General features: G+C 65.8%; 22 protein-coding genes. 8 read left to right on the top strand and 14 right to left on the bottom strand.

Annotation, left to right across the window (positions count from 1 at the left end):
• The first annotated feature begins 61 nt into the window (after positions 1–61).
• Positions 62–1,441, top strand: coding sequence for a class II fumarate hydratase (locus ABIE04_RS01415; protein WP_354546808.1), 1,380 nt, complete (start codon positions 62–64; stop codon positions 1,439–1,441).
• A gap of 48 nt (positions 1,442–1,489) precedes the next feature.
• On the opposite strand, the gene ABIE04_RS01410 is transcribed toward ABIE04_RS01415, so the two are convergent.
• The 5 genes from ABIE04_RS01410 to ABIE04_RS01390 are packed head-to-tail and all read right to left on the bottom strand — an operon-like array spanning position 1,490 to position 4,758.
• Positions 1,490–2,194 (bottom strand): hypothetical protein, encoded by a 705-nt coding sequence (locus ABIE04_RS01410; protein WP_354546807.1) that lies wholly within the window; start codon positions 2,192–2,194, stop codon positions 1,490–1,492.
• A 32-nt stretch (positions 2,195–2,226) separates the two neighbouring features.
• Complete coding sequence (locus tag ABIE04_RS01405) at positions 2,227–3,189, bottom strand: hypothetical protein (RefSeq protein ID WP_354546806.1); 963 nt, start codon at positions 3,187–3,189, stop codon at positions 2,227–2,229.
• The gene (locus ABIE04_RS01400) at positions 3,186–4,043 is read right to left on the bottom strand and encodes an ABC transporter ATP-binding protein (protein ID WP_354546805.1); all 858 of its coding nucleotides are present in this window, start codon (positions 4,041–4,043) and stop codon (positions 3,186–3,188) included. The genes ABIE04_RS01405 and ABIE04_RS01400 overlap by 4 nt, the downstream gene beginning before the upstream one ends.
• Positions 4,040–4,414 carry a GntR family transcriptional regulator gene (locus ABIE04_RS01395; protein WP_354546804.1) on the bottom strand — a complete coding sequence of 125 codons (375 nt, stop codon included), beginning with the start codon at positions 4,412–4,414 and terminating at the stop codon, positions 4,040–4,042. The genes ABIE04_RS01400 and ABIE04_RS01395 overlap by 4 nt, the downstream gene beginning before the upstream one ends.
• Positions 4,415–4,416: 2 nt before the next feature.
• A complete protein-coding gene (locus tag ABIE04_RS01390) occupies positions 4,417–4,758 on the bottom strand; it encodes a hypothetical protein (protein WP_354546803.1) in 342 nt (113 codons plus the stop codon).
• 204 nt (positions 4,759–4,962) lie between these two features.
• Here ABIE04_RS01390 and ABIE04_RS01385 point away from each other — a divergent pair, with 204 nt between their 5' ends.
• Positions 4,963–5,748 carry an SDR family NAD(P)-dependent oxidoreductase gene (locus ABIE04_RS01385; protein ID WP_354546802.1) on the top strand — a complete coding sequence of 262 codons (786 nt, stop codon included), beginning with the start codon at positions 4,963–4,965 and terminating at the stop codon, positions 5,746–5,748.
• Between the two features lie 55 nt (positions 5,749–5,803).
• Here ABIE04_RS01385 and ABIE04_RS01380 read toward each other — a convergent pair whose 3' ends face one another.
• Both ABIE04_RS01380 and ABIE04_RS01375 read right to left on the bottom strand, forming a co-directional pair.
• Positions 5,804–7,471: an amidohydrolase gene (locus ABIE04_RS01380; protein ID WP_354546801.1), complete on the bottom strand. Its 1,668-nt coding sequence runs from the start codon at positions 7,469–7,471 to the stop codon at positions 5,804–5,806.
• A gap of 142 nt (positions 7,472–7,613) precedes the next feature.
• The gene (locus ABIE04_RS01375) at positions 7,614–8,198 is read right to left on the bottom strand and encodes an FMN-dependent NADH-azoreductase (protein WP_354546800.1); all 585 of its coding nucleotides are present in this window, start codon (positions 8,196–8,198) and stop codon (positions 7,614–7,616) included.
• Between the two features lie 111 nt (positions 8,199–8,309).
• Here ABIE04_RS01375 and ABIE04_RS01370 point away from each other — a divergent pair, with 111 nt between their 5' ends.
• The 3 genes from ABIE04_RS01370 to ABIE04_RS01360 all read left to right on the top strand — a co-directional run bounded on the left by ABIE04_RS01370 (position 8,310) and on the right by ABIE04_RS01360 (position 11,291).
• The gene (locus ABIE04_RS01370; protein ID WP_354546799.1) at positions 8,310–9,284 is read left to right on the top strand and encodes a LysR substrate-binding domain-containing protein; all 975 of its coding nucleotides are present in this window, start codon (positions 8,310–8,312) and stop codon (positions 9,282–9,284) included.
• Between the two features lie 61 nt (positions 9,285–9,345).
• Positions 9,346–10,488: a pyridoxal phosphate-dependent aminotransferase gene (locus ABIE04_RS01365; RefSeq protein WP_354549744.1), complete on the top strand. Its 1,143-nt coding sequence runs from the start codon at positions 9,346–9,348 to the stop codon at positions 10,486–10,488.
• A gap of 2 nt (positions 10,489–10,490) precedes the next feature.
• Entirely contained in the window at positions 10,491–11,291 is an 801-nt protein-coding gene (locus tag ABIE04_RS01360; protein ID WP_354546798.1) for an amidohydrolase, read from the top strand.
• Between the two features lie 69 nt (positions 11,292–11,360).
• Here ABIE04_RS01360 and arsC read toward each other — a convergent pair whose 3' ends face one another.
• Genes arsC through ABIE04_RS01340 form a run of 4 tightly spaced genes read right to left on the bottom strand, consistent with a single transcriptional unit; the run spans position 11,361 to position 15,111 of the window.
• On the bottom strand, positions 11,361–11,705 hold the full coding sequence (gene arsC, locus ABIE04_RS01355; RefSeq protein WP_354546797.1) for an arsenate reductase (glutaredoxin): 345 nt from the start codon (positions 11,703–11,705) through the stop codon (positions 11,361–11,363).
• 33 nt (positions 11,706–11,738) lie between these two features.
• Positions 11,739–13,268, bottom strand: coding sequence for a pseudouridine synthase (locus ABIE04_RS01350; protein WP_354546796.1), 1,530 nt, complete (start codon positions 13,266–13,268; stop codon positions 11,739–11,741).
• Entirely contained in the window at positions 13,265–14,128 is an 864-nt protein-coding gene (scpB, locus tag ABIE04_RS01345; RefSeq protein ID WP_354546795.1) for an SMC-Scp complex subunit ScpB, read from the bottom strand. The genes ABIE04_RS01350 and scpB overlap by 4 nt, the downstream gene beginning before the upstream one ends.
• A gap of 50 nt (positions 14,129–14,178) precedes the next feature.
• On the bottom strand, positions 14,179–15,111 hold the full coding sequence (locus tag ABIE04_RS01340) for a segregation and condensation protein A (protein ID WP_354546794.1): 933 nt from the start codon (positions 15,109–15,111) through the stop codon (positions 14,179–14,181).
• An 888-nt stretch (positions 15,112–15,999) separates the two neighbouring features.
• Between ABIE04_RS01340 and ABIE04_RS01335 the strand changes: the two genes are divergently transcribed.
• A complete protein-coding gene (locus ABIE04_RS01335) occupies positions 16,000–16,365 on the top strand; it encodes a PilZ domain-containing protein (protein WP_354549742.1) in 366 nt (121 codons plus the stop codon).
• A 57-nt stretch (positions 16,366–16,422) separates the two neighbouring features.
• On the opposite strand, the gene ABIE04_RS01330 is transcribed toward ABIE04_RS01335, so the two are convergent.
• On the bottom strand, positions 16,423–18,108 hold the full coding sequence (locus ABIE04_RS01330; RefSeq protein WP_354546793.1) for a long-chain-fatty-acid--CoA ligase: 1,686 nt from the start codon (positions 18,106–18,108) through the stop codon (positions 16,423–16,425).
• 143 nt (positions 18,109–18,251) lie between these two features.
• On the opposite strand from ABIE04_RS01330, the gene ABIE04_RS01325 reads away from it, so the two are divergent.
• Positions 18,252–18,698, top strand: a complete 447-nt coding sequence (locus tag ABIE04_RS01325) for a hypothetical protein (protein WP_354546792.1) — start codon at positions 18,252–18,254, stop codon at positions 18,696–18,698.
• A gap of 76 nt (positions 18,699–18,774) precedes the next feature.
• Here the strand turns inward: ABIE04_RS01325 and acnA are convergent, their stop codons facing one another.
• Entirely contained in the window at positions 18,775–21,516 is a 2,742-nt protein-coding gene (acnA, locus tag ABIE04_RS01320; protein ID WP_354546791.1) for an aconitate hydratase AcnA, read from the bottom strand.
• 255 nt (positions 21,517–21,771) lie between these two features.
• Between acnA and ABIE04_RS01315 the strand changes: the two genes are divergently transcribed.
• Positions 21,772–22,722 (top strand): LysR family transcriptional regulator, encoded by a 951-nt coding sequence (locus tag ABIE04_RS01315; RefSeq protein WP_354546790.1) that lies wholly within the window; start codon positions 21,772–21,774, stop codon positions 22,720–22,722.
• 53 nt (positions 22,723–22,775) lie between these two features.
• Here the strand turns inward: ABIE04_RS01315 and typA are convergent, their stop codons facing one another.
• On the bottom strand, positions 22,776–24,602 hold the full coding sequence (gene typA / locus ABIE04_RS01310) for a translational GTPase TypA (RefSeq protein WP_354546789.1): 1,827 nt from the start codon (positions 24,600–24,602) through the stop codon (positions 22,776–22,778).
• Positions 24,603–24,639: the final 37 nt, after the last annotated feature.

Here is a 24,639-nt window from a genome sequence, read left to right as displayed (position 1 = left end):
TCATTCCTATCGTGGAGTGGCACTCCATCCCCGACCTTCCCCCTGACTCCAAGGACCGAGCATGACCACGTTCCGCATCGAACACGACAGCATGGGCGAGTTGAAAGTCCCCGCCGACGCGCTGTATGGCGCGCAGACCCAGCGCGCGATCGACAACTTCCCGATCTCAGGCCTGCACCTGCCGCGCCCGTTCATCCGGGCGCTGGGGCTGATCAAGGCCGCTGCGGCCGAGGTCAATCTGGCGATGGGGCACCTGAAGAAGAACCAAGCCGCGGCGATCCGCAAGGCGGCGCTGGCGGTGGCGGGCGGCCAGTACGACGCGCAGTTCCCGATCGACATCTTCCAGACCGGCTCGGGCACCAGCACCAACATGAATGCGAACGAGGTGATCGCGCACCTGGCGGTGCAAGGCGGCGCCAAGGTGCATCCGAACGATCACGTCAATTACGGGCAGAGCTCGAACGACGTGATCCCCACCGCGATCCACGTCAGCGCCACGCTGACCGCCAGCGAGCAGTTGCTGCCGGCGCTGAAGCACCTGAAGAAAGCCATCGACAAGCGCGCGCGTGAACTGCGCAATACGCCGAAGACCGGCCGCACCCACCTGATGGACGCGATGCCGATCACCTTCGGGCAGGAGTTGTCCGGCTGGTCGGCGCAGATCGGTTCCGCCATCGAACGGATCGGGGATGCCTTGAAGCGCATGCGCCGGCTGCCGCAGGGCGGCACGGCGGTGGGCACCGGCATCAACGCCGATCCGAAGTTCGGCCCGGCGATGGCGGCGCAGCTGAAGAAGCTGACCGGGGTGAAGTTCGAGTCGGCGCCGAATTATTTCGAGGGCATGGCCGCGCAGGACGCCGCGGTGGAGTTGTCCGGTGCGCTGAAAACACTGGCGGTGGCGCTGATGAAGATCGCCAACGACCTGCGCTGGATGAATTCGGGCCCCCTGGCCGGCCTGGGCGAGATCGAACTGCCGGCGTTGCAGCCGGGTTCGTCGATCATGCCGGGCAAGGTCAATCCGGTGATCCCCGAGGCCGTGGCGATGGTCGCCGCGCAGGTGATCGGCAACGACGCCTCGATCACCATCGCCGGCCAGTCCGGCAACTTCCAGCTCAACGTGATGCTGCCGCTGATCGCGCACAACCTGCTGCAGTCGATCGGGATCCTGGCCAACGTCAGCGTGCTGCTGGCCGACAAATCCATCGCCGGCTTCAAGGTCAACAAGGCGCGGGTGAATCAGGCGCTGGCGATGAACCCGATCCTGGTCACCGCACTGAACCCGGTGATCGGCTACGAGAAGGGCGCGGCCACCGCCAAGCTGGCGTACAAGCAGCACCGGCCGATCATGGAGGTGGCGCTGGAAACCACCGGGCTGTCGAAGGATGAATTGAAGAAGTTGCTCGACCCGATGGCGCTGACCCGCGGCGGCATCCACGGTTGACCTTGAAAGACGTCCTGCAGGCGCCCGCGAGCGGGCGCCTGCCTCGGGTCAGTCGGAGAATACGGCGAAGCCTTTCTTGCCGTCCTTGTCTTTCATGTCCCTGCCGCAATCATCAATGTCCTCCTGGGTCATCGTGGCGTAGGGCCTGAATGCGGGCAGGGCGGCGGCCAGCTTCTGCTGCGAGGTGAGCAGGCCGGGCATGCGCTTGCACAGTTGCATGGCGGCGGCCTGGATCTGGTCGGTCTGCGGCTTGATGCTCGCCTCGATCTCCTTGTCGCTCTTGCCGGTGAACGCGCCCCAGATCGCCTGCTTCGCTGCCGTGACGCCGATGTCCGCACCGCTTGCGCCGATGTCCATGCCGGCCTCGGCGATGCCGATGATCTGCTGGCGGTAATCCACCAGCATGGCGTGCTGTTCCGGCGTGGCCGATACCGGCTTGCCTGCGATCACCAGCTCGCCTTGCGGGGTGATCACTGCCTTGGGCCGGGAGTCGTCGTGGTGGCGCGGACCGTTGCCGATGTGGACGCCACCCACGTCGATGTCCTGGGTAACCAGTTCCTTCTTGGCCTGCTCGATGCCCTTGCGGACCTCGGAGGCGATCATCGAGGAAGAGGTCTGCTCGCGAACTTCCTTTGCGGCCTGGGCCATGTCGCTGGCGGCGCCCGGTTGGGTGGTGTCCTGGCCGGATTGGCTGCAGGCGGCCAGCGGCAGCAGCAGGAGCAAGGCGAGTGCGCTGAAAGTGACGGGTTTCATGAATGTTCTCCTTTCTCGAGTTCGGCCGGAAGTCAGCTGTCGTCGCGCCAGCGGCGGAACCAGACTGCACCGGCGAGCAGGCCCAGGCCGACCACCACACCGATCCACAGGTTGGCGGACGCCAGCAGCTGGTAGGTGTTGGTCAGATCCATGAAGCTCAGGTCGGAATTGCCGGCGACATGATGTGTGATGGATGTTTCGTCTGCCAGACTACCGGTGATGGGAAACACGCTGAGCAAGCTGCGCTGCACGATATTTTTCCAGAACCAAACGGTGGGCAGATCGAACAGTCCCATCAGGCCGAACCAGCTGACCACCAGACCGGTAGCCACCGGCAACGCCACCGCCCACAGGAACGGCTTGTTGCGACTCCAAGCCGAGCAAAGCAGCAGCCAGCCCGCCGAGGGCAACGCCAGCAGGGCATACAGCGGGATGTAACCGATCAGGTTGAGCATCACGCGGAACGGGTGCGCCAGCACCAGCAGGTGCCACACATTCACGCCGTGGAACGACAGCGTCGTCGCTACGATCAGTAACTGCAGCATGCCGACGACAATACCCACGACGACGGCGATGATCGGTGCCAGAACAGTCGCGCTGACCACCTTGGACAACACGGTACTGGTATCCGAAATTGGCAGGGACTTCCAGAACAGGATGCTGCGGTCGCGACGGTCATCGTACAGTGCGCCGAGGTAATAGAAGAACACCACGAAACCGAGTACCACCGCGATCAGCATCGTTGCAGAAAACATCGCGATGTCCATGGTCAGAGCGACTCTGCTCATGTCGCCGGCGTCCATCTGCGTTCCGACCCTATGTAAAACGCTGCTGGCGCCAAAGTCGAAGCCATGTCGCGCGCCGACGACCTCGGCGGTGATGATGCCCATGATATTCAGCAGCAGGAACACGCCGCCGGTGATGATGGGTGCCCAGAAGAAGCCGCCCCGGTGTTCCCAGAATTCGCGCTTCACCAGCCAGTAGAAGGTTTTCATGCGTAGGTTCCCTTCATGGTGGCGACGAACAGGTCGCTGATGGAGGGCCGGCGGGTTTCGCCCAGTTCCTCCAGCACCGCGCGGTTCGCGCCGTCAAACAGAAAAATGCTCTTGCCGAAGACCTGCCGCTCGTCCAGCGGCTTCAGTGCGCGGGCCGCGTCGGCCCTGTCGGCGCCGACCATCACCTCGATGAAGCGATCGCCGACCGCGTCCATGTCGGCATCCAGCACGATCTTGCCGTCGCGGATGAACATCAGGTCGGTGAGGATGTGCTCGACTTCCTCCACTTGATGCGTGGTGACGATGATCGTCTTGTTCTCGTCGAAGTAGTCTTCCAGCAGGTTCTGGTAGAACTGCTTGCGGTAGAGGATGTCCAGGCCCAGGGTGGGTTCGTCCAGGATCAGCAGCTTGGCGTCGATGGCCATCACCAGCGCCAGGTGCAGCTGCACGATCATGCCCTTGGACATCTGCCGCACGCGCTGGTCGGGCTGCAGCTTGGTGCGGGCCAGGAACGCCTCGCACTTGGCGCGATCGAAGCGCGGGTGCACGTTGGCGACGAAGTCCACCGCCTGGCGCACCTTGATCCAGCGCGGCAGCACGGCCACGTCGGCGATGAAGCACACCTCGCCCATCAGCTTGTCACGCTGTTTGCGCGGGTCGAAGCCCAGCACGTTCAGCTCGCCGGTGAAGTCGGTGAGGCCCAGGATCGCCTTCAGCGCGGTGGTCTTGCCGGCACCGTTGGGGCCGATCAGGCCGACGATGCGGCCGGGTTCGATCCGGAAACTGGCGTTGTCCAGTGCCAGCGCCGACTTGTATCGCTTGGTCAGGCCACTGGCCGTGATCACCGCGCTCATGATTTCTCCTCCTTGTCGGTGCCGGCTTCGCGCAGCAGCGTCTTCAGATCCAGTCCCAGCCGCTGCAGCCGGGCAAACAGTACCGGCCACTCTTCGCGCAAGAACCGCTCGCGTTCGGATTTCAGCAGCGCTTCGCGAGCGCCTTCGATGACGAACATGCCCAGACCCCTCCGTTTTTCCACCAGTTGTTCGTCGACCAGTTCCTGGTACGCCTTCGACACGGTCAGCGGATTGATTTGGTAGTCCGCAGCCACCTGGCGTACCGACGGCAGCGGGTCGCCCTCGTTCAAGGCGCCGTCCAGGATCATCGCCACCACGCGTTGCTGCAGCTGGCGATAGATCGGGACGCTGTCGTTCCAGGTAATGGTCATATTTATTCCTTGCTGATGCGGCCGAACTTGTTGCCAAACGAATAGTAGGGCATGACCAACTGCGACCCGAGCAGGCTGAACTGCTCCGTGTCGCTGGCGCCGTCCAGGTGCCCGATGGCCGGGATCGTGGCGACGCCCGCGACGCCGATGTCGTTCAGCAGGGCAGCGGTGCGCATTTCGGCGGCGCTGGGTCGAACCTGGACCGGGGCCAGGTCGATGACGGGGGTGGCGCTGGTCTTGCTGGCCGGGGCCGGCTGGCTGTCGACGTTGTAGTTGACGGCGCTCAGGCTGGCGAAGGTGAACAGGACGGCGGCGACGCTGGCGATCAGGTTCTGCGCTTTCATGACGGGCCTCCTTAGTGACCTCGTTGAGTGGTGTTGTAGTGAACTATAACACTGAACTTTGAGCCGTCAATAGGCCAAATGCGATTTCGCAACATGACTGATGGCCTATATGCCTGGACGGCGGCCCGCCCGTTGCCCGCCGTCATCCCGCGGTATTCGGCGAACATGGTTCAATGCGCCGATATCAGTCACGCGGAGGCAGGCATGGATCTCGAATTGCTCGACCGGGTCGTGGTGGTCACCGGCGCCAGCAAGGGCATCGGCCTGGCCTGTGCGATCGCGTTTGCATGCGAAGGGGCGAAGGTGGTCGGCGTTTCGCGCGATCCGGCGAACCTGCGCGCCGCGCAGCAGCAGCTCGAGTCGCTCGGCCTGGCGATGGCGGTGCAGCCAGCCGACCTGAAGGACAGCGTGGCGGCACAACGGGTCGTGGAGCGCATCGAGCACGACCATGGTCCGGTCGACGTGCTGGTCAACTGCGCCGGAGCCGCGCGCCGTGCGCCGCCGGATGAGCTGGATGTCGCCGCGATGCAGGCGGCGATGCAGGCGAAGTACTTCAGCTACATGCACGTGATCGACCCGGTGATCCGTCGCATGAGTGCGCGCGGCCGCGGCAGCATCGTCAACGTGATCGGGCAGGGCGGACGCCAGGCCAATCCGCAGCATATCGGTGGCGGTGCGGCGAATGCCGCCCTGATGCTGGCCACCGTGGGCTATGCGAATGCCTATGCCGGCAAGGGCGTGCGGGTGAATGCGATCAATCCCGGCATCACCCGCACCGGTCGGGTCGATGAGGGTCTGGATGCGGCGGTCCGCGCCAGCGGGCGACCGCGCGAGGAACTGCTGGCCGCACAGCTCGCCGACATTCCGCTGGGCCGCATGGCCGAACCGGCGGAGATCGCCGACGTGGCGGTTTTCCTGGCCTCGGCACGCGCCAGCTATGTCACTGGCGCCATCATCCCGATGGACGGCGGCAAGACTTCGACGATCTGATCAGCAACGCAAAGGCCGGCCTCGCAGCCGGCCTTTGCGCGTGCGATTCATCCGATCAATCCTGCGCGGCGTAGACCTGCTTGCCGCCGACCCAGGTCTGCAACACCTTCGTGTTCCAGATCTTGCTCGCGGGGTCCTTGAAGATATCGTGGTCGATCAGGATGAAGTCGGCCCACTTGCCCGGCTCCAGCGTGCCCAGGGTATTTTCCGCATGCTCCGCGTAGGCCGCGTCGAGGGTGAACGCGCGCAATGCCTCGGCCGGCGTCATGTCCTGGTCCGGGTACCAGCCGCCCGGCGGCTGGCCGGCGTGATCCTCGCGGGTGATCGCTGAGTACAGGCCGTAGAACGGGTTCGGCGATTCCACCGGGAAATCCGAGCCGCCGGCGACGATCGTTCCCTGCTTGAGGAAGCGCTGCCAGGCGTAGGCACCCTTGATCCGCTCGTGGCCGATGCGGTCTTCCGCCATGTTCATGTCGGAGGTGGCATGGGTCGGCTGCATCGAGGCGATCAGCTGCAGCGGCACGAAGCGCGGGATGTCCTTGAGCGAGACGATCTGCGCATGCTCGACCCGGTTGCGCCGCGCGATGCCGTCGGGATGGGTCTTGTAGGCCGCTGCGTAGCTGTCCAGCACCTCGCGATTGGCGTGGTCGCCGATCGCATGGACGGCGACCTGGTAGCCCTTGCCCAGCGCCTTGCCGATCTCCGCGGTCAGCTCCGCAGGTTTCAGGAACAGCAGGCCGCGGTTGTGCGGGTCGTCGGAGTAGGGCGCGAGCATCGCAGCGCCGCGGCTGCCCAGCGCGCCGTCGGCGAACAGCTTGACCGCGCGTACCGTGAGGAAGTCATTGCCATAACCGATCAGCGGGCCATCCTTGCTGATCGTGTCGAAGTCATCGCCGGTGCCCCGGATCATCGCGTAGATGCGCGCAGTCAGCTTGTGCTGGTCGGCGTACTGCCGATACAGCTCGTAGTTGGCTAGGTCGATGCCGGCATCGCCGACGCCGGTGAGGCCGACGCTGGCCATCTCGGCCAGCGCGGTATCCAGCGCGGCGGCCTTCTGCTGCGGGGTCGGCGGCGGGACTTTCGCATCGATCAGCGCGGTGGCGCCGTCGACGAAGACACCGGTCGGGTTGCCGCCGGCATCGCGTTCGATGCGCCCGCCGTTGGGGTCCTTGCTGGCCTTGTCGACCCCGGCCAGCTTGATGGCGGCGCTGTTGGCCCAGCCGGCGTGGCCGTCGACGCGACTCAGCCAGACCGGGCGGTCGGCAACCGCAGTGTCGAGTTCCTTCGCGGTGGGGAAGCGGCCCAGCTTCCAGATTTCCTGGTTCCAGCCGCTGCCGAGGATCCATTTCGCCTCGGGGTGCGCCGCGGCATACGCCTTCACCTTCGCCAGCGCCTCGTCCAGCGACTTCGTGCCGGCAAGGTCGACGTTGTTGCGTGCGTAGCCGAGTTCCAGCACGTGGCCGTGGGCGTCGATCAGGCCGGGCAGCAGGGTCTTGCCGTGGCCATCGATCACCTTGGCGTCGCCGGCGCGGCTGGCCAGTTCGGCATGGCTGCCGGTGGCGATCACCTTACCCTGGTCGACCAGCAGCGCCTGGAAATGCTGCAGCTTGCCGTGGCTGTCCAGCGTGTAGCCGTTGACGTTGTCGACCAGCAGGTCGGCGGCCTGCACGGCCGGCGCCAGCGCCAGCAGGGCGAGCAGGGAGAGGCGTAGCGAGCGTTTCATGCACGGATTCCTGTGACGGATGAATCCGCAGTGTGTCGGTCCGCGCGCGGTTTTTCCAGCAGGGCGGTCACGGCTCGCCCGCCGCGTGACGGCAAACGCCCTCTTCGGCAGGAAGAGGGGCGTTTGCCTGGCGGCAGGGGGATCAGGCGGCCTTGGCGACCAGCGTCCCGATCGTGCTGCGCGCGGACTTCAGCGCCGCAGCCTTCTGCTCGTCGCCGATCGCGATGCCTTCGGCCCGCACGAACTCGACGTCGTGGATGCCGATGAAGGCAAACGCCGCACGCAAGTAGGGTTCCTGGAAATCCATCGCGGCGGCAGGCGTGTCCTTGCCGTAGAAGCCGCCGCGGCTGGAGGCGACGATCACCCGCTTGCCGCCGGCCAGGCCTTCGGGGCCGTTCGCCGTGTAGCGGAAAGTCTTGCCGGCAACCAGGATGCGGTCGAGCCACGCCTTGAGCTGGCTGGAGATGGCGAAGTTGTACATCGGCGCGCCGATCACCACCACGTCGGCGGCAAGGAACTCTTCCAGCATCTCCGTACTCAGCACGGCGGCGGGGTCGCTGGCGTCGGCCACCGGGGTCCAGTGCGGCAGCGGCTGTGCGGCCAGGTCGTGATAACGGATGGCGAGATTGGGCGTGGCGCGCTTCAGCTCGGCTACGATGTCGGCGGTCAGCTGGCGCGACACCGAATAACCACCCAGCGCGCTGGAATCGATATGCAAGAGTTTCATGAGAGCTTTCCTGGTCAGGCCAACATTTGGCGATGGAATCAGGATATATTTGAAACAATGCGTCGATAAGATGGCAGTTATCGGACTTATCGTTCTTTAATGGAAACGATCATGGCAGTATTGAGCGGTGCCCTGCAGGACCTCAACGATCTGTACTTCTTTGCGGCGGTGGTCGAGCACGGCGGTTTTTCCGCGGCCGGCCGCGCGCTGGGCGTACCGAAGTCGCGCCTGAGCAAGCGCGTGGCCCAGTTGGAGGAACGGCTGGGTGTGCGCCTGCTGCAGCGGACCACGAGGCGCTTTGTGGTGACCGAAGTGGGCGAGCGCTTCTACGCGCATTGCCGCGCCGTGCTGGAAGAGGCGCAGGCGGCGCAGGACGCGGTGGACGAATTGCGCGCGGAGCCGCGCGGCGTGGTGCGCTTGAGTTGCCCGGTGTCGCTGACGCAGACGGTTATGGCGTACGTGCTGCCGGATTTTCTCGCGCTGTACCCGAAGATGCAGGTGCGCGTGCTGTCCAGCGACCGCCGGGTCGACGTGATCGGCGAGGGCTACGATCTGGCGATCCGCGTGCGCAGCAAGCTGGACACGGATGCAAACCTGGTGATCCGTACATTCGGCCAGTCGCGTACCAAGCTGGTGGCCAGCCCCGCCTTGCTGAAGGCCCAGGGCCGTCCGGTCATGCCGGAGGAACTGGCCAAACTGCCCGCGCTGTCGATGCGCGAGCACGAAGGCGCGCAAGTGTGGGAACTGATCGGTGCGAACGGCGAGCAGGTCAATGTCGAGGTACAGGCGCGCCTGATCACCGGCGACTTCGCGGTGCTGCTGGAGGCGGCCCGCCGCGGCATGGGCGTGGCGCTGCTGCCGGAGTTCGTCTGCGCGCCGGCGATCACCCGCGGCGAGCTCGAGGTGGTGCTGCCGGAGTGGAGCGTGCCTGAGGGCACCATGCATTTCGTCTATCCCAGCCGGCGCGGCATGCTGCCCGGCGTACGCGCCCTGGTCGACTTCCTGGCCGAGCGGCTGCCGGCAACGACCTTGCTGAAGCATGAGCAGTGCAAGCAGCGCCCGCTGGCTGAACTTCCGCCGGCGTGATGCACATGGTGGCCCCGATGCAGTACGCTGCCGGGTTTACGGACATTTATACGGCCAAATGATGATCGCTACCAAGCTCCCCAAAGTCGGTACCACCATCTTCAGTGTGATGAGCCAGCTCGCGCTGGAGCACAAGGCGGTCAACCTGGGCCAGGGATTCCCGGACTTCGAGCCGCCGCAGGGGCTGCGCGACGCGCTGAACCGCGCCATGAACGAAGGCCGCAACCAGTACGCGCCGATGCACGGCATCGCGGCCCTGCGCGAGCAGATCGTGCTGAAGACCGAAAAGCTGTACGGCCGCAGGCTCAACGTCGATACCGACATCACGCTCACCTCCGGCGCCACCGAGGCGATCTTCGCGGCGATCGCCGCGACGGTGCGCGCGGGCGAGGAGGTGATCGTGTTCGATCCGGCCTACGACTGCTACGAGCCGGCCATCGAACTGCAGGGCGCGCGGGCGGTGCACATCCCGCTGACCGTGCCGGCGTTCGCGATCGACTGGCAGCGTGTGCGTGATGCAGTGACGCCGAAGACGCGCATGATCATGATCAACAGCCCGCACAACCCGTCCGGCGCGGTGCTGTCGTCGGCCGACCTGGAAGAGCTGGCAGCGATCGTGCGCGATACCGATATCGTGGTGTTGTCGGACGAAGTGTACGAACACATCGTCTACGACGGTGCGCAGCACGAGAGCGTGCTGCGCCACCCGGAGCTGGCCGGGCGCAGCATCGTGATCTCCTCGTTCGGCAAGACCTATCACTGCACCGGCTGGAAAGTGGGTTATGCGGTGGCACCGGCCGCGCTGACCGCGGAGTTCCGCAAGGTGCACCAGTACCTCACGTTCTGCACCTTCCACCCCGCGCAGGTGGCGTTCGCCGAATTCATGGCCAGCACGCCGCAGCACTACCTGGAATTGCCGGCGTTCTACCAGGCCAAGCGCGACCGCTTCCGCGCGCTGCTGGCGCCGTCGCGCCTCAAGCTGCTCGACGTGCCGGGCGGTTACTTCCAGCTCGTCGACTATTCGGCCATCCGCGACGAGGACGATCTGGCGTTCAGCAAGTGGCTGGTCGAACACGCCGGCGTGGCGGCGATTCCGTTGTCGCCGTTTTATGAGCGCGCGCCGGATACGCGCCTGCTGCGGCTGTGCTTCGCCAAGAGCGACGCCACGATGGAAGCGGCGGCGGAGCGGCTATGCCGGCTCTGACCATGCAAACACTAAGGGTCTCGCTGGTGCAGGGCGCCACCCGCTGGCACGACGCACCGGCCAATCGCGACTACTACGGCGCGCTGGTGCGCCAGGCCATCGGCAGCGATCTGATCGTGCTTCCGGAGACCTTCCTGTCCGGCTTCAGCAACGACATCCAGGCCAGCGCCGACACCATGGACGGCGAGGGCGTGGCCTGGCTGCGCGCGCTGGCGATCGAGGCGGGTGCGGTGATCTGCGGCAGCCTGGCGATCCGCGAGAATGGCGTCGTCTACAACCGCCTGCTGTGGGTGCGGCCGGACGGCAGCTTCGAGCAGTACGACAAGCGCCACCTGTTCCGCATGGCCGGCGAGCACACCCGCTACGGCAGCGGCAGCCAGCGCCTGATCGTGGAGCTGAAGGGTTGGCGCATCCTGCCGCAGGTCTGCTACGACCTGCGCTTCCCGGTGTGGCTGCGCAATCGCCGGCTGGCTTCGGCGAATGGCGGCATGGATTACGACCTGGCGCTGTTCGTGGCGAACTGGCCGGCGCCGCGCCGGCAACCCTGGCGCACGTTGCTGCGTGCACGGGCGATCGAGAACCTCAGCTACGTGGTCGGGGTGAACCGGGTTGGCGTGGACGGCAACGAGATTCCCTATGCCGGCGACAGCGCGGTGATCGGCCCGGTCGGCGAGCCGCTGGTGGAACTGGGCACGCAGGAGCAGGTGGTGACGGTCACGCTGGATCCGGCACCGCTGCTGGCGCATCGTGAACGCTTTCCGGCGTGGATGGATGCCGACACGTTCTCGCTCGATCCGGGTTGATCCATGCTTCATCGTGGACAACAAAAAGCCGCCTCATGGGCGGCTTTTTGTTGGAGAACCCATGCCAGCTCAGAGTATCGCCAGCACCGCTTCCGGCGGTCGGCCGAGCGCGGCCTTGCCATTGGCCACGACGATCGGACGTTCGATCAGCTTCGGATGCGCCACCATGGCGGCGATCAGGGCGTCATCATCAAGTGCCGGGTCATCCAGTCCGAGTGACTGATATTCCGCTTCGCCGGTACGCAACAGTTCGCGCGCCGTCATGCCCAGCTGCTTCAGCAACACGGCCAGTTCGGTCGCGCTCGGCGGCGTGTCGAGGTAGTTGACCACCTCGACTTCGCCGCCGTGTTCCTCCAGCAGCGCCAGCGTGGCGCGCGACTTGGAGCAGCGGTTGTTGTGGTAGATGCGCACCATCGTTCCGTCACTCTCCAATGGTCAGGCCGGGGCTCAGCGATTGCCCGAACGGTTGCCGCCGCGGCCCGGCGGCCGGCCGCCGGCCGGGCCGCCATGACGGGCGCCGCCTTGCGGGCGGTTGCCGCCCTGGCCCTGCGGTCGGCCGCCGGGGCGATTGCCACTCTGGCCCTGACCCTGCGGCCGCGCCGGGTTGCCATGTGCGCGATTACCCTGGGCCTGGCCCTGTGGGCGAGCGCCACGATTGCCCGGTGCACGGTTGCCGCCCAGGCCGGGGCCACGCGACTCGCCAGCAAAGCCGCTGTACGGACTGCCGGCAGGACGGCCTTCGCCGCCGCCACTGCGTGCGCCGAACGGCTTGCCGCCCGCCGGACGACGGTTGCCGGCCGCGCCACCGGCGTTGCCGCGCGGTGCGCCGGGACGACTGCTGCCGTCGCGACTTTCACCGGCGAACCACGTGCGCACCGATGGCAGCTCCTGGCCTGGTGCCACGCGCCGACCCTTGCCGCCGGACCTGCCTGCCGCTGCGCCACGTTCGGGGCGGGCCAGGTTGCCGTTGACTTCCTTGCCGTCGCGACGCGGCGGCTTGCGGCCGCGAGTGGGTTCTTCGCGGATGCGGTCGTAGGCGCGCAGTTCGCGCGCCTCGTCCTGGCCGCCGGTCCAGGCGGTGCTGCTGCCGCGCTCGGGGCGGTATTCGGTGACGCTGCGATTGGCGCGACGCTGGTGCAGCACCGGGCTCAGCGTCAGCACCGGTTGCGGCACGCCGAGGCCGGTGGTCTGGCGCAGTTGCTTGACGCTTTCCGCGTCGAGCGCTTCGCATTCGCCGCGGCGCAGGTTGCGCGGCAGCTCGATCTTGCCGTAGCGGATGCGCTTGAGGCGGCTGACTAGGAAGCCCTGCGAGTCCCACAGGCGGCGCACTTCGCGGTTGCGGCCTTCGCGGATCACCACGCGGAACCAGCTATGGCTGCCGCCGCGGCTGATCACGGCGATCTCGTCGAAGCGGGCGGGGCCGTCTTCCAGCTCCACACCGGCCTTCAGCCGTTCGATGATCTCGTCTGGCACTTCGCCATGCACGCGGCACAGGTATTCGCGCTCCAGGCCGCTCTTCGGGTGCATCAGCGCGTTGGCCAGTTCGCCGTCGGTGGTCAGCAGCAGCAGGCCGGTGGTGTTGATGTCGAGCCGGCCCACGGCGACCCAGCGCGCGCCTTTCAGGCGCGGCAGCTGTTCGAACACGGTGGGGCGGCCTTCCGGGTCGTCGCGAGTGGTCAGCACGCCCTCGGGCTTGTGGTAGACCAGCACTTCGGTGTCGTCGCGGCTGTCGGTGGCGACGACGAACTGCTTGCCGTCCATGACCACGCGGTCGCCGGCCTTCACGCTCATGCCGATTTCGGCGGGTGCGCCATTCAGTTCGACTTCACCGGACTGGATGCGCTGCTCGAGCATGCGGCGCGAGCCGAGGCCGGCGTTGGCCAGCACCTTGTGCAGGCGCTCTTCCAGGGCGGGGGCGTCGCTGTCGGCACGCGGTTCGCGCTTCAGGGATAAAACGGATTTTTGCGGCGCATTCATGCGCGGTACTCCTCGGGATCTTGCTCGGCGGTGTCGGGTTCGACGTCCGCGGCGGGGTTCGCTGCCTCGTCGGCAGTGGCAATCGGGTGATCGACGGATGGGCTCGTGTCGGAGCCGGGTTCGTCGGACTCGGATGAAGCGGCTGGCGCGTCGGCGTCGGCCGTGGTGTCGTCAGCATCTGCGGTGTCCGCGGATGCGTGGTGTTCGGTATCGGTATCGCTGCTGTCGGCTTCGTGTTCCAGTTCGGCTGCTGCGTCCGCGTCCGGGTCGATCGACAGGTCGCGCACGATGCGGGCGGGCAGGGGATCCGGCTCGAAGCGCATCTGCGGGTCTTCCATGTCGCGGATTTCCGACAGCGGCGGCAGCTGGTCCAGCGATTTCAGGTTGAAGTAGTCGAGAAAGGCGCGGGTGGTGCCGAACAGCGCCGGCTTGCCGGGTACGTCGCGGTAGCCGACGACGCGGATCCATTCGCGCTCCTCCATCGTCTTGATGATGTTGGAGGACACCACCACGCCACGGATCTGCTCGATCTCGGGGCGGGTGATCGGCTGGCGGTAGGCGATCAGCGCCAGCGTTTCCAGCAGCGCGCGCGAATAACGGCTGGGCCGCTCGGTCCACATCCGCGAGATCCACGGGTGCACGTCCTGACGCACCTGGTAACGGAAGCCGGAAGCCACTTCCTTCAGCTCGATGCCGCGGCCGCTGCAGTCCCCGGCCAGCGCCTCGAGCGCCTTGGCGATCTGCTCGCGATTGACGTCGTCGGCCTCGCCGAACAGCTCGCCCAGCTGCTGCACGGTCATCGGCTGGGTGGAGGCCAGCAGGGCGGCCTCGATGATGGGTTTGAGTTGCTCGATCTGCATAACCTTGGGTTCGGATGCCGGTTTGATCGGTACCGCTCAGTGGATGTCGTTCATTCGCCGGACGATTCGATCAGTGCCGATTCGCCCGCTTGTGCGTCGTCCGCCGGTGCGTCGACGAGTTCCTCGGCGTGGCTCACCTTCGCTTTTACGTATATCGGCGCCAATGGCTCTTCCTGGACGATCTCGATCAGCATTTCCTTGGCCAGCTCCAGCATCGCCAGGAACGTCACCACGATGCCGAGGCGGCCTTCGCTGATGTCGAACAGGCTCTCGAAGCGGTGGAAGCTGCTGTCGTCGAGCCGGCTCAGCAGTTCGCCCATGCGCTGGCGCACGCTGAGCGCCTCGCGCTTGATTGCGTGATGCCCGAACAGTTCGGCCCGGTGCATCACGTCCTTCAGTGCCAGCAGCAGCTCGGTCAGCTCCAGCGGCGGCGGCAACTTGATCACGTTGCGTTCGCCCACGTCGGCATGCACCACCACGCTGTCGCGCTCCAGCCGGGGCATGGCCTCGATGTCCTCGGCGGCACGCTTGAACCGCTCGTACTCCTGCAAGCGCCGTACCAGTTCGGCACGGGGATCCTCTTCCAGCCCTTCCTCGACCGGGGGGCGCGGCAGCAGCAACCGCGACTTGATCTCGGCCAGGATCGCGGCCATCAGCAGGTATTCGGCGGCCAGCTCCAGCCGCATCACGTCCCGCATCAACTCGATGTAGGTCATGTACTGCCGGGTGATCTCGGCGACCGGGATATCCAGGATGTCCAGGTTCTGCCGGCGGATCAGGTACAGCAGCAGGTCCAACGGACCCTCGAACGATTCCAGGATGACCTCGAGCGCGTCCGGCGGGATGTACAGATCCTGCGGCATCTGCAGCATCGGCTGACCGCGCACGATGGCCAGCGGCATTTCCTGCTGTTGAGGTACCGACGCAAACGCGTCCTGCGGTGCGGTAACCAGGCTCTGTGGCTCGACGGGCTCAGTGCTCATCAATACATGTCATGGGGCCGTCTTCAGCGGCTGGCAGTGCGTTCAACATGATCGGAGTCATTCACAAGCCGACACGGCATGGGATGTCCGTACTCGGAACACGGCGGTGAGGCGGCATTCCCGGGGTACTGCGTTCTTCACACTTGTTCGAGGCGCGGCGGACGCCATCATCACGACGGGCATGACGAAGCCACTCGGTGGTGGTTCGGTCAGGCAGGTCGCCAGCGACCATCGCGCGCCACTGCGGGTTGTCAGCCACGGCAACGACGCCAAGCCAGGGAGGGCGGGAAACGACGCCACCGGCTGTTCACTGGTCGGTTCGAGAGCGATCGAATGGACGCCAAGGGTGCCGGAAGTGCTCGGCAAACATTTTCCATGGAGCCACGCGTGGGTCAAGAGTAGCGGTTAGCCGGCACCAAGTCCAGCGCGGGCCAACCGATGCTTCCGCGGTTGGCGGCGGTGACGATCCGGTGCGCCTGCCTGTTTCGCGCCGGTATTCTCGACGGGCACAATACGCGGATTGTGCCCGAAGAAATCGATGCGTCCGGTACGGAAAGGGCGGCATGTGACCTAATGTGTCGAAATGAGCCGGGCCGGCGTCAGCGTCGCGTTCGTCGACCATGGACGCAGTGATGGACGATGTCCTGAGGGCGCGAGCGTGGTGCGGACTCCGGCCGAACCCGGATCCCCATGCGGTCGGGTGCGATGGCAGCGCCACCCGATGAGGCGGCTGGGCGGGATGGCATGACGATTGCTTGGAAGCGATTGACAATCCCGACCGACGCGGCGCAACGGCGTTGTCAGCGAAGGATGCGGCAGAAAGATTTCAGGATGACGTTGAACACAGCGCTCTTGCCGGGCGCAAGCGCAAAACAGGTGGTGGAACCGATGGCGATCGACAAAAACGGGCAGGATGGCAGTGGACCGGAGCAGTTGCGTCCGGCGCGCATGCAGATCGAGACGACGGTGCTGATGAGCAGCAACGGCGAGTCGCATCCGACCGAGCTGGTGGATATCTCGGCTACCGGCGCGCTGCTGCGCCGCCCGTTGGGCTGGTCGGGACATGTCGGGCAGAGCTGGGTGCTCGACATGATCTTCGGGAACAACCTGCATATCCACCTCGAGGCCGTGGTGGCGCGCATCTCCGATCATCACATCGGTTTTTCGTACAGCCGCATTCCCGAGGACAAGCAGGTGCCGCTGTGGAACTTGCTGGGCGGTTATGCCGACATCCTGGAATACTGGAAGGACTGACCATCGCCCACAGGAAAACGCCCGCATCATGCGGGCGTTTCCGTTGGCGGGAAGCACTCAGGCGGCGGGCTTGTTCTCGTCGCGCAATTCGCGGCGCAGGATCTTGCCCACGTTGCTCTTCGGCAAGCTGTCGCGGAACTCGATCAGCTTGGGCCGCTTGTAGCCGGTGAGGTTCTCGCGGCAGAACTGCTTGAGCGCCTCCTCGGTGAGGTTCGGGTCCTTGCGCACCACGAACAGCTTCACCACCTCGCCGGAATGCTCGTCGGGCACGCCGACCGCCGCCACCTCGAGTACGCCGGGGTGTGCCATCACCGCATCCTCGACCTCATTCGGGTACACGTTGAAACCGGACACCAGGATCATGTCCTTCTTGCGGTCGACGATGTAGAAGTAGCCGTTCGCGTCCATCTTCGCGATGTCGCCGGTATGCAGCCAGCCGTCGGCGCCGAGCACCTTGGCGGTCTCGTCCGGGCGGTTCCAGTAGCCCTTCATCACCTGCGGGCCATGCACCATCAGTTCGCCGACCTCGCCGACGGGTAGCGGCGTGCCGTCCTCCGACCAGATCGCCACATTGGTGGACGGCACCGGCAGGCCGATCGAGCCGTTGTATTCCTTGAGGTCGAGCGGGTTGATGCACACCGCCGGCGAGGTCTCGGTGAGGCCATAGGCTTCGGCCAGGGTGCAGCCGGTGATCTTCTTCCAGCGTTCGGCCACGGCACGCTGCACCGCCATGCCGCCGCCCAGGGTCAGGTGCAGCTTCGAGAAATCCAGTTCGGAAAAACCGGGCGTGTTGAGCAGGCCGTTGAACAGCGTGTTGACGCCGGTCAGCGCGGTGAAGCCAGACTTGCGCAGTTCCTTGACGAAGCCGGGCATGTCGCGCGGGTTGGTGATCAGCCAGTTGAGCCCGCCCAGGCGCATGAACACCAGGCCGTTCGCGGTCAGCGAGAAGATGTGGTACAGCGGCAGCGCGGTGATGATCACCTCTTCGCCCGGCTTGACCAGGTCGGTGCCGATCCAGGCCGCGGCCTGCAGCATGTTCGCCACCATGTTGCCGTGGGTCAGCATCGCGCCCTTGGCCACGCCGGTGGTGCCGCCGGTGTATTGCAGGAAGGCGATGTCGTCGTGGGTCAGCGTCACTGGCTGCAACGGATGCGCCGCGCCGCGCGCCAGCGCGTCGCGGAAGCGCACGGCTTGCGGCAGATCGAGCGCGGGCACCATCTTCTTCACGTGCTTCAGCACGAAGTTGATCAGCGGGCCCTTGGGGAAGCCGAGCAGATCGCCGATGCCGGTGGTGATGACGTGCTGCACCTGGGTCTCGGCCACCACGTGCTGCAAGGTGCCGGCGAAGTTGTCCAGTACCACGATCGCCCGGGCGCCGGCGTCTTCGAGCTGGTGCTTGAGTTCGCGCGCGGTGTACATCGGGTTGGTGTTGACCACCACCAGGCCGGCCCGCAGCGCGCCGAACAGGGCGATCGGGTACTGCAATACGTTCGGCATCATGATCGCGATGCGATCGCCCTTGCCGAGCTTGAGCACGCCGGTGAGGTAGCCGGCGAACTGGCGGCTCATCGCATCGATCTGGCCGTAGCTGAGCTGGCGGCCGAAACTGGCAAACGCCGGGCGGTCGCTGAAGCGGGTGAACGCCTCCTCCAGCACCGCCGGTACCGAAGCATACTGACTGACGTCGATCTGTTCGGGTACGCCGGCTGGATAGTTCTCCAGCCAGGGACGTTCATTGCTCATGCTCTGGTTCCCTGTTTTTTGTCGATGACGATGGATCAGATGATGGAATCAGATGGCGTCAGCATCCATCATGGGCCATGTGCCAATGGATTGGAGCATACGCCCGCGTATAGTGGCAAGCCGCACTGCAGCGAGTTCCGTCGATGATTGCACCGAGAAAAACCGTCTGCCTGTTGATCGCTCTCGCGCTGTTGTCGCTGGCGCTGTCGGCCTGCCGGCGCACACCGGACGAAGAGCAGGTGCGCGCAGCCATCGCGTCGATCGCGCAGGCGGCTGAAGCGGGTTCGGCCGGCGATGTGGGCGCCCCGCTGAGCGAGGACTTCGACGGCAATGCGGGGCAACTGGACCGGCGTGGACTGACCGGCATGATCCGGCTGCTGTCGCTGCGCGGCGAGCACGTCGGCGTGACCATGGGGCCGGTATCGATCGAGCCTCGTGGCGAACGGATGGTGGCGACCTTCACGGTCACGCTGACCAGCGGCGGCCGCCTGCTGCCCGACCAGTTGGGCCTGTACCAGGTCGAATCCGCGTGGCGCAAGGAAGATGGCGAATGGCGCTGCTACACGGCCAGCTGGAAACATTCGCTGTAACGATTCGCTGGAGCCCCTCACCGAAAACCGCCCCGGAGTCCGGGGCGGTTTTTCGTTGCAGGAGTCACGCCGAAATTCAGGCGGCCTTCTTGCCGGCCAGCTGACGCAGCACGTACTGCAGGATGCCGCCGTGACGGAAGAACTCGCGCTCTTTCGGGGTCAGCAGCATCACGTTCACGCCGAACTGCTTGCTGCTGCCATCGGCGGCGGTGGCAGTCACGGTGGCGCTCTTCGAGTTACCGTTGTCGAGGCCGGTAATATCGAACGCCTCGTTGCCGGTCAGGCCCAGCGATTTTGCATTCTCGCCATCCTTGAACGTGCACGGCAGCACGCCCATGCCAACCAGGTTGGAGCGGTGGATGCGCTCGAAGCTTTCGGCGATCACCGCCTTGATGCCCAGCAGCAGGGTGCCCTTGGCGGCCCAGTCACGCGAGGAACCGGTGCCGTATTCCTTGCCGGCAAAGACCACCAGCGGGGTCTTCTCTTCCTTGTACTTCATCGCCGCGTCGTAGATCGACATCTGTTCGCCGCTGGGGATGTGGCGGGTGAAGCCGCCTTCCACGCCGTCCAGCAACTGGTTCTTGATGCGGATGTTGGCGAACGTGCCGCGCACCATCACGTCGTCGTTGCCGCGGCGCGAGCCGTAGGAGTTGAAGTCGATCGGCTGCACGCCGCGCGAGATCAGGAAACGCCCGGCCGGGGAATCCTTCTTGATCGCGCCCGCCGGCGAGATGTGGTCGGTGGTGATCGAGTCGCCGAACAGGCCCAGGCAGCGTGCGGCGTGGATGTCCTCGACCGGGGTCAGCGCCATGGTCATGCCGTCGAAGTAGGGCGGGTTCTTGATGTAGGTGGAGGCTTCGTCCCACGCATACAGGTCGCCATCCGGCGAGTCGATCGAACTCCAGCGCTCGTCGCCCTTGAACACGTCGGCGTAGTTCTTGCGGAACATGTCCGAGGTGACCGCGCCCGCCATCAGGTCGCTGATTTCCTGGTTGGTCGGCCAGATGTCCTTGAGGTAGACATCCTTGCCGTCGGCGCCCTTGCCCAGTGGATCGGTGCTCAGGTTGATGTCGAGCGAACCGGCCAGCGCATAGGCGACCACCAGCGGCGGCGAAGCCAGGTAGTTCATCTTCACTTCGGCGTGCACGCGGCCCTCGAAGTTGCGGTTGCCGGAGATCACTGCGCCGACGGTGAGGTCGCCGTCGCTGATCGCCTTGCTGATTTCCTGCGGCAGCGGGCCGGAGTTGCCGATGCAGGTAGTGCAGCCGTAGCCGACCAGGTAGAAGCCGAGCTTGTCCAGCTCGGTCAGCAGGCCGGTCTTTTCGAGGTAGTCGGTGACCACCTTGGAGCCCGGTGCCAGCGAGGTCTTCACCCACGGCTTGGACTTCAGGCCCTTGGCGGCGGCCTTCTTCGCCACCAGGCCGGCAGCCAGCATCACCGCGGGGTTCGAGGTATTGGTGCACGAGGTGATCGCGGCGATGACCACGGAACCGTCATGGACATCGAATTCCTCGCCGTTGCGCAGCACGTGCTGGCCGGGTGACTTCGCGCTTTTTTCGCGGCCGACGGCGGTACCGCCGCCCTCGTTGGCGAAACGCGCCTCGGCACCGTTGCGGTTGACCGTGGTGGCGCCGAGATTCTCGTGGAAATTCTGTTGCACGTCGGTGAGCAGCACGCGATCCTGCGGGCGCTTCGGGCCGGCCATCGACGGTTTCACGTCGGCCAGGTTCAGCTCCAGCGTGGTGGTGAATTCGGCGTGCGCGCTGTTTTCGTCGTGCCACAGGCCCTGCGCCTTGGCATACGCCTCGACCAGCGCGACCTGCTCGTCGCTGCGGCCGGACAGGCGCAGGTACTTCAGCGATTCGGCGTCGATCGGGAAGATGCCGCAGGTGGCGCCGTATTCCGGTGCCATGTTGCCGATGGTGGCACGGTCGGCCAGCGGCAGATGCTGCAGGCCCGGGCCGAAGAACTCGACGAACTTGCCGACCACGCCCTGCTTGCGCAGCATCTGGGTGACGGTGAGCACGAGGTCGGTGGCAGTGGCGCCTTCCGGCAGACGGCCGGACAGCTTGAAGCCCACCACCTGCGGAATCAGCATGGAGGAGGGCTGGCCGAGCATGGCCGCCTCGGCCTCGATGCCGCCCACGCCCCAGCCCAGCACGCCCAGGCCGTTGATCATGGTGGTGTGGGAGTCGGTGCCGAACACGGTATCCGGATACGCCCACAGCTGGCCGTCGACTTCGCTGCCCATGACCACGCGGGCCAGGTGCTCCAGGTTCACCTGGTGCACGATGCCGGTGCGCGGCGGCACCACCTTGAAGTCGCTCAACGCTTTCTGGCCCCAGCGCAGGAAGCTGTAGCGGGCCTGGTTGCGCTTGAATTCGATCTCGACGTTGCGCTCCAGCGCGTCAGGCGTACCGAACACGTCCACCTGCACCGAGTGGTCGATGACCAGTTCCGCCGGCGACAGCGGGTTGATCAGGGTGGGGTCGCCGCCCAGCGCCTTCATCGCGTCGCGCATCGCGGCCAGGTCGACCACGCAGGGCACGCCGGTGAAGTCCTGCAGCAGCACGCGCGCCGGCATGAAGGCGATTTCGGTATCCGGTTCCTTCTTCGCGTCCCACGTGGCGACCGCTTCGATTTCCTTCGCGGTGACGTCGATGCCGTCTTCGTGGCGCAGCAGGTTTTCCAGCAGGATCTTCATCGAGTACGGCAGCCGCTTCAGGTCGAAGCGCTGGCCCAGCTTGGTCAGGCTGGCAAAGGCGTATTGCTTGCCGTTGACCTCGAGGGTGTCGCGTGCGGAAAAGGTGTCTTTCATGATGCTGCTCCTGGCTGATCCTGCGGCTGGGATGATCGAACGATGGCGATGGGGAGGTCGCCGGCCCGGCAAAAACGCAATTATCGCCCAAACCCTGCGCGGCCGCGAACCGGTCCGCCGCCGTGATGGGCGGTGCGCATGGCTTGCGGGCGCCTGCCGGGTCGCGCCGGCGGGTACACTGCGCCAACGCTCGTGGCCTGACTTCACCACACAGGATGGGCCCGATGACCACCGCACGCAAACGCCTTTGATGACATGCAGCATTCGATGATTTCGATGGGCCTGGCCGCCGTCTCGCTGCGCGATCTCGCGCTGGTGCAGGCGGTGCATCGCCACGGCAGTTTCAACAGCGCGGCGCGGGCGATGCACATCAGCCCGTCCGGGTTGTCGCATCAGGTGCAGAAGGTCGAGCAGGCATTGGGCGCGCCGCTGTTCGAACGTGGCGGCCGGAAGATCGTGCCGACCGCCGGCGGCCAGCGGTTGCTGCAGCAGATCGACGCGGTGCTGGCTTCGGCCGAACATTTGCAGCAGGTCGCCCGTGCCGGCGAAGTCGCCTTCGGCGGCGAGCTGCGGCTGGGCGTGCCGGCTTCGCTGGGTCCGTACCTGTTGCCGCACCTGATCGCGCCGTTCCCGCAGCATTTCCCGGGCGCGCGGCTGGGCATTTCCGAGGGCAAGCCACGCGGCTTGTTGCGCCGCTTGAGCGAAGGCGAGCTCGATGCGGTGCTGGCGCCGCCGGCAGCGACGGTCAGCGGTATCGCCTCGCGCCCGCTGTTCTTCGAGCCATGGGAACTGATGCTGCGCGCCGACCATCCGCTGGCCGGCCAGGACAGCATCGCGCTGGACCAGCTCGACCCGGCCGAGGCCACACTGATGGCCGAGAGCCACGCCGATGGCCTGCACTGCGAGGGTAACGAGCACGGCCACGTGCAGGACGTCAGCCTGGAAAGCCTGGCCGCCCTGGTCAGCCTGCGCGGCGGCTACGCGCTGGTGCCCGCGCTGGCGCACGAGCGGCTGGCATCGATGCCGAACGTCGCGCTGGCCAGGCTGAAAGGGCCGGCATCGGGCCGCGAGATCGCGCTGTACTGGCGCGACGCCTCGCCCTGGCACGACGACCTGCAGGCGTTCGCCGAGCTGCTGCGCAAGCTGGCGCGGCAGCGGCCGGGGTTGCGCGTGATGGGCGCGAAAGCGAAGGCTGCGTCGGCCTGACAGCAGAAGGCCGCCTTGCGGCGGCCTTCCGTTTCATCACACGAGGCGACGACTCAACCGCGCGAGGCGCGCTTGCGGTCGTTCTCGGTGAGGTGCTTCTTGCGCAGGCGGATTTCCTTCGGGGTGACCTCGACCAGTTCGTCGTCGTCGATGAAGTCCAGCGCCTGCTCCAGCGAGAACTTGATCGCCGGGGTCAGCTGGATCGCATCGTCCTTGCCCGAGGCGCGCATGTTGGTCAGCGGCTTGGGCTTGATCACGTTGACGGTGAGGTCGTTGTCCTTGGCGTGGATGCCGACCAGCTGGCCTTCATACACGTTGTCGCCCTCGGCCGCGAACAGCTTGCCGCGATCCTGCAGCGGCCCCAGCGAATACGCGGGGGTGGTGCCGCCGGCGTTGGCGATCATCACGCCGTTGAGGCGCTTGGCGATCTGGCCTTCTTCCTTCGGACCGTAGTGGTCGAACACGTGGAACAGCAGGCCCGAGCCCTGGGTCAGGGTCTTGAACTGGTTCTGGAAGCCGATCAGGCCACGCGCCGGAATCTCGTAATCCAGGCGCACGCGACCCTTGCCGTCGGACTCCATGTTCTTCAGCTGGCCCTTGCGCACGCCGAGCCTTTCCATCACGGCGCCCTGGTGGACTTCCTCCACGTCGACCACCAGTTGCTCGATCGGCTCCATCTTCTGGCCGTCGATCTCCTTGATGATCACTTCCGGACGCGATACGGCCAGTTCGTAGCCTTCGCGGCGCATGTTCTCGATCAGCACCGACAGATGCAGTTCGCCGCGGCCGGAGACCAGGAACTTGTCGGCGTCGGAGCCTTGCTCGACCTTCAGCGCCACGTTGTGCACCTGCTCGCGATCCAGACGCTCACGCAGCTGGCGGCTGGTCAGGAACTTGCCGCCGGACAGATCCTTGTTGCCGGCGAACGGCGAGTTGTTGACCTGGAAGGTCATCGAGATCGTCGGCTCGTCCACGGTCAGCGCGGGCAACGCCTCGGGCGTATCCAGCGCGCAGACGGTGTCCGAGATGGTCAGGTCGGCGATACCCGAGATCGCGACGATGTCGCCGGCCTCGGCGCTGTCCTGCTCGATCCGCTCCAGGCCGAGAAAGCCCAGCACCTGCATTACCTTGCCCTGGCGCTTCTTGCCATGGCGATCGATCACGGCGACCGGCATGCCCTTCTTCAGGACGCCGCGCTGGATGCGGCCGATGCCGATCACGCCGACGAAGCTGTTGTAGTCGAGCTGGCTGATGCGCATCTGGAACGGGCCATCCGGATCCACGTCCGGCTTGCTCACGTGCTGCATGATCGCTTCGTACAGCGGGGTCATGTCGCCTTCGCGCACGTCGTCGTTGAGGCCGGCGTAGCCGTTCAGCGCCGAGGCGTAGACGATCGGGAAGTCCATCTGCTCCGGCGTGGCGCCCAGGCGGTCGAACAGATCCCACACCTGCTCGACCACCCACTCGGGGCGGGCGCCCGGGCGGTCGACCTTGTTGATCACCACGATCGGCTTGAAGCCCATCGCGAACGCCTTCTGCGTCACGAAGCGGGTCTGCGGCATCGGGCCGTCCATCGCGTCGACCAGGATCAGCACCGAGTCGACCATCGACAGCACGCGCTCCACCTCGCCGCCGAAGTCGGCGTGTCCCGGCGTGTCGACGATGTTGATGCGGTTGCCCCGCCAGGTGATGGCGGTGTTCTTGGCCAGGATGGTGATGCCGCGTTCCTTTTCCTGGTCATTCGAGTCCATCACGCGCTCGGCCAGCACGGTGCGCTCGTTGAGCGTGCCGGACTGCTTGAGCAGGCAATCGACGAGGGTGGTCTTGCCGTGGTCGACGTGGGCGACGATGGCGATGTTGCGCAATTTTTCGATGGACATGGGATCGACTCGGGCGGCTCGGTGGCCGTCACGCAGG

This window comes from Rhodanobacter soli (genome assembly GCF_040548735.1).
Lineage (GTDB): Bacteria > Pseudomonadota > Gammaproteobacteria > Xanthomonadales > Rhodanobacteraceae > Rhodanobacter > Rhodanobacter soli_A.
Note: the sequence above shows the minus strand (reverse complement) of the source record. Positions and strands in the feature narration are given on the sequence as shown.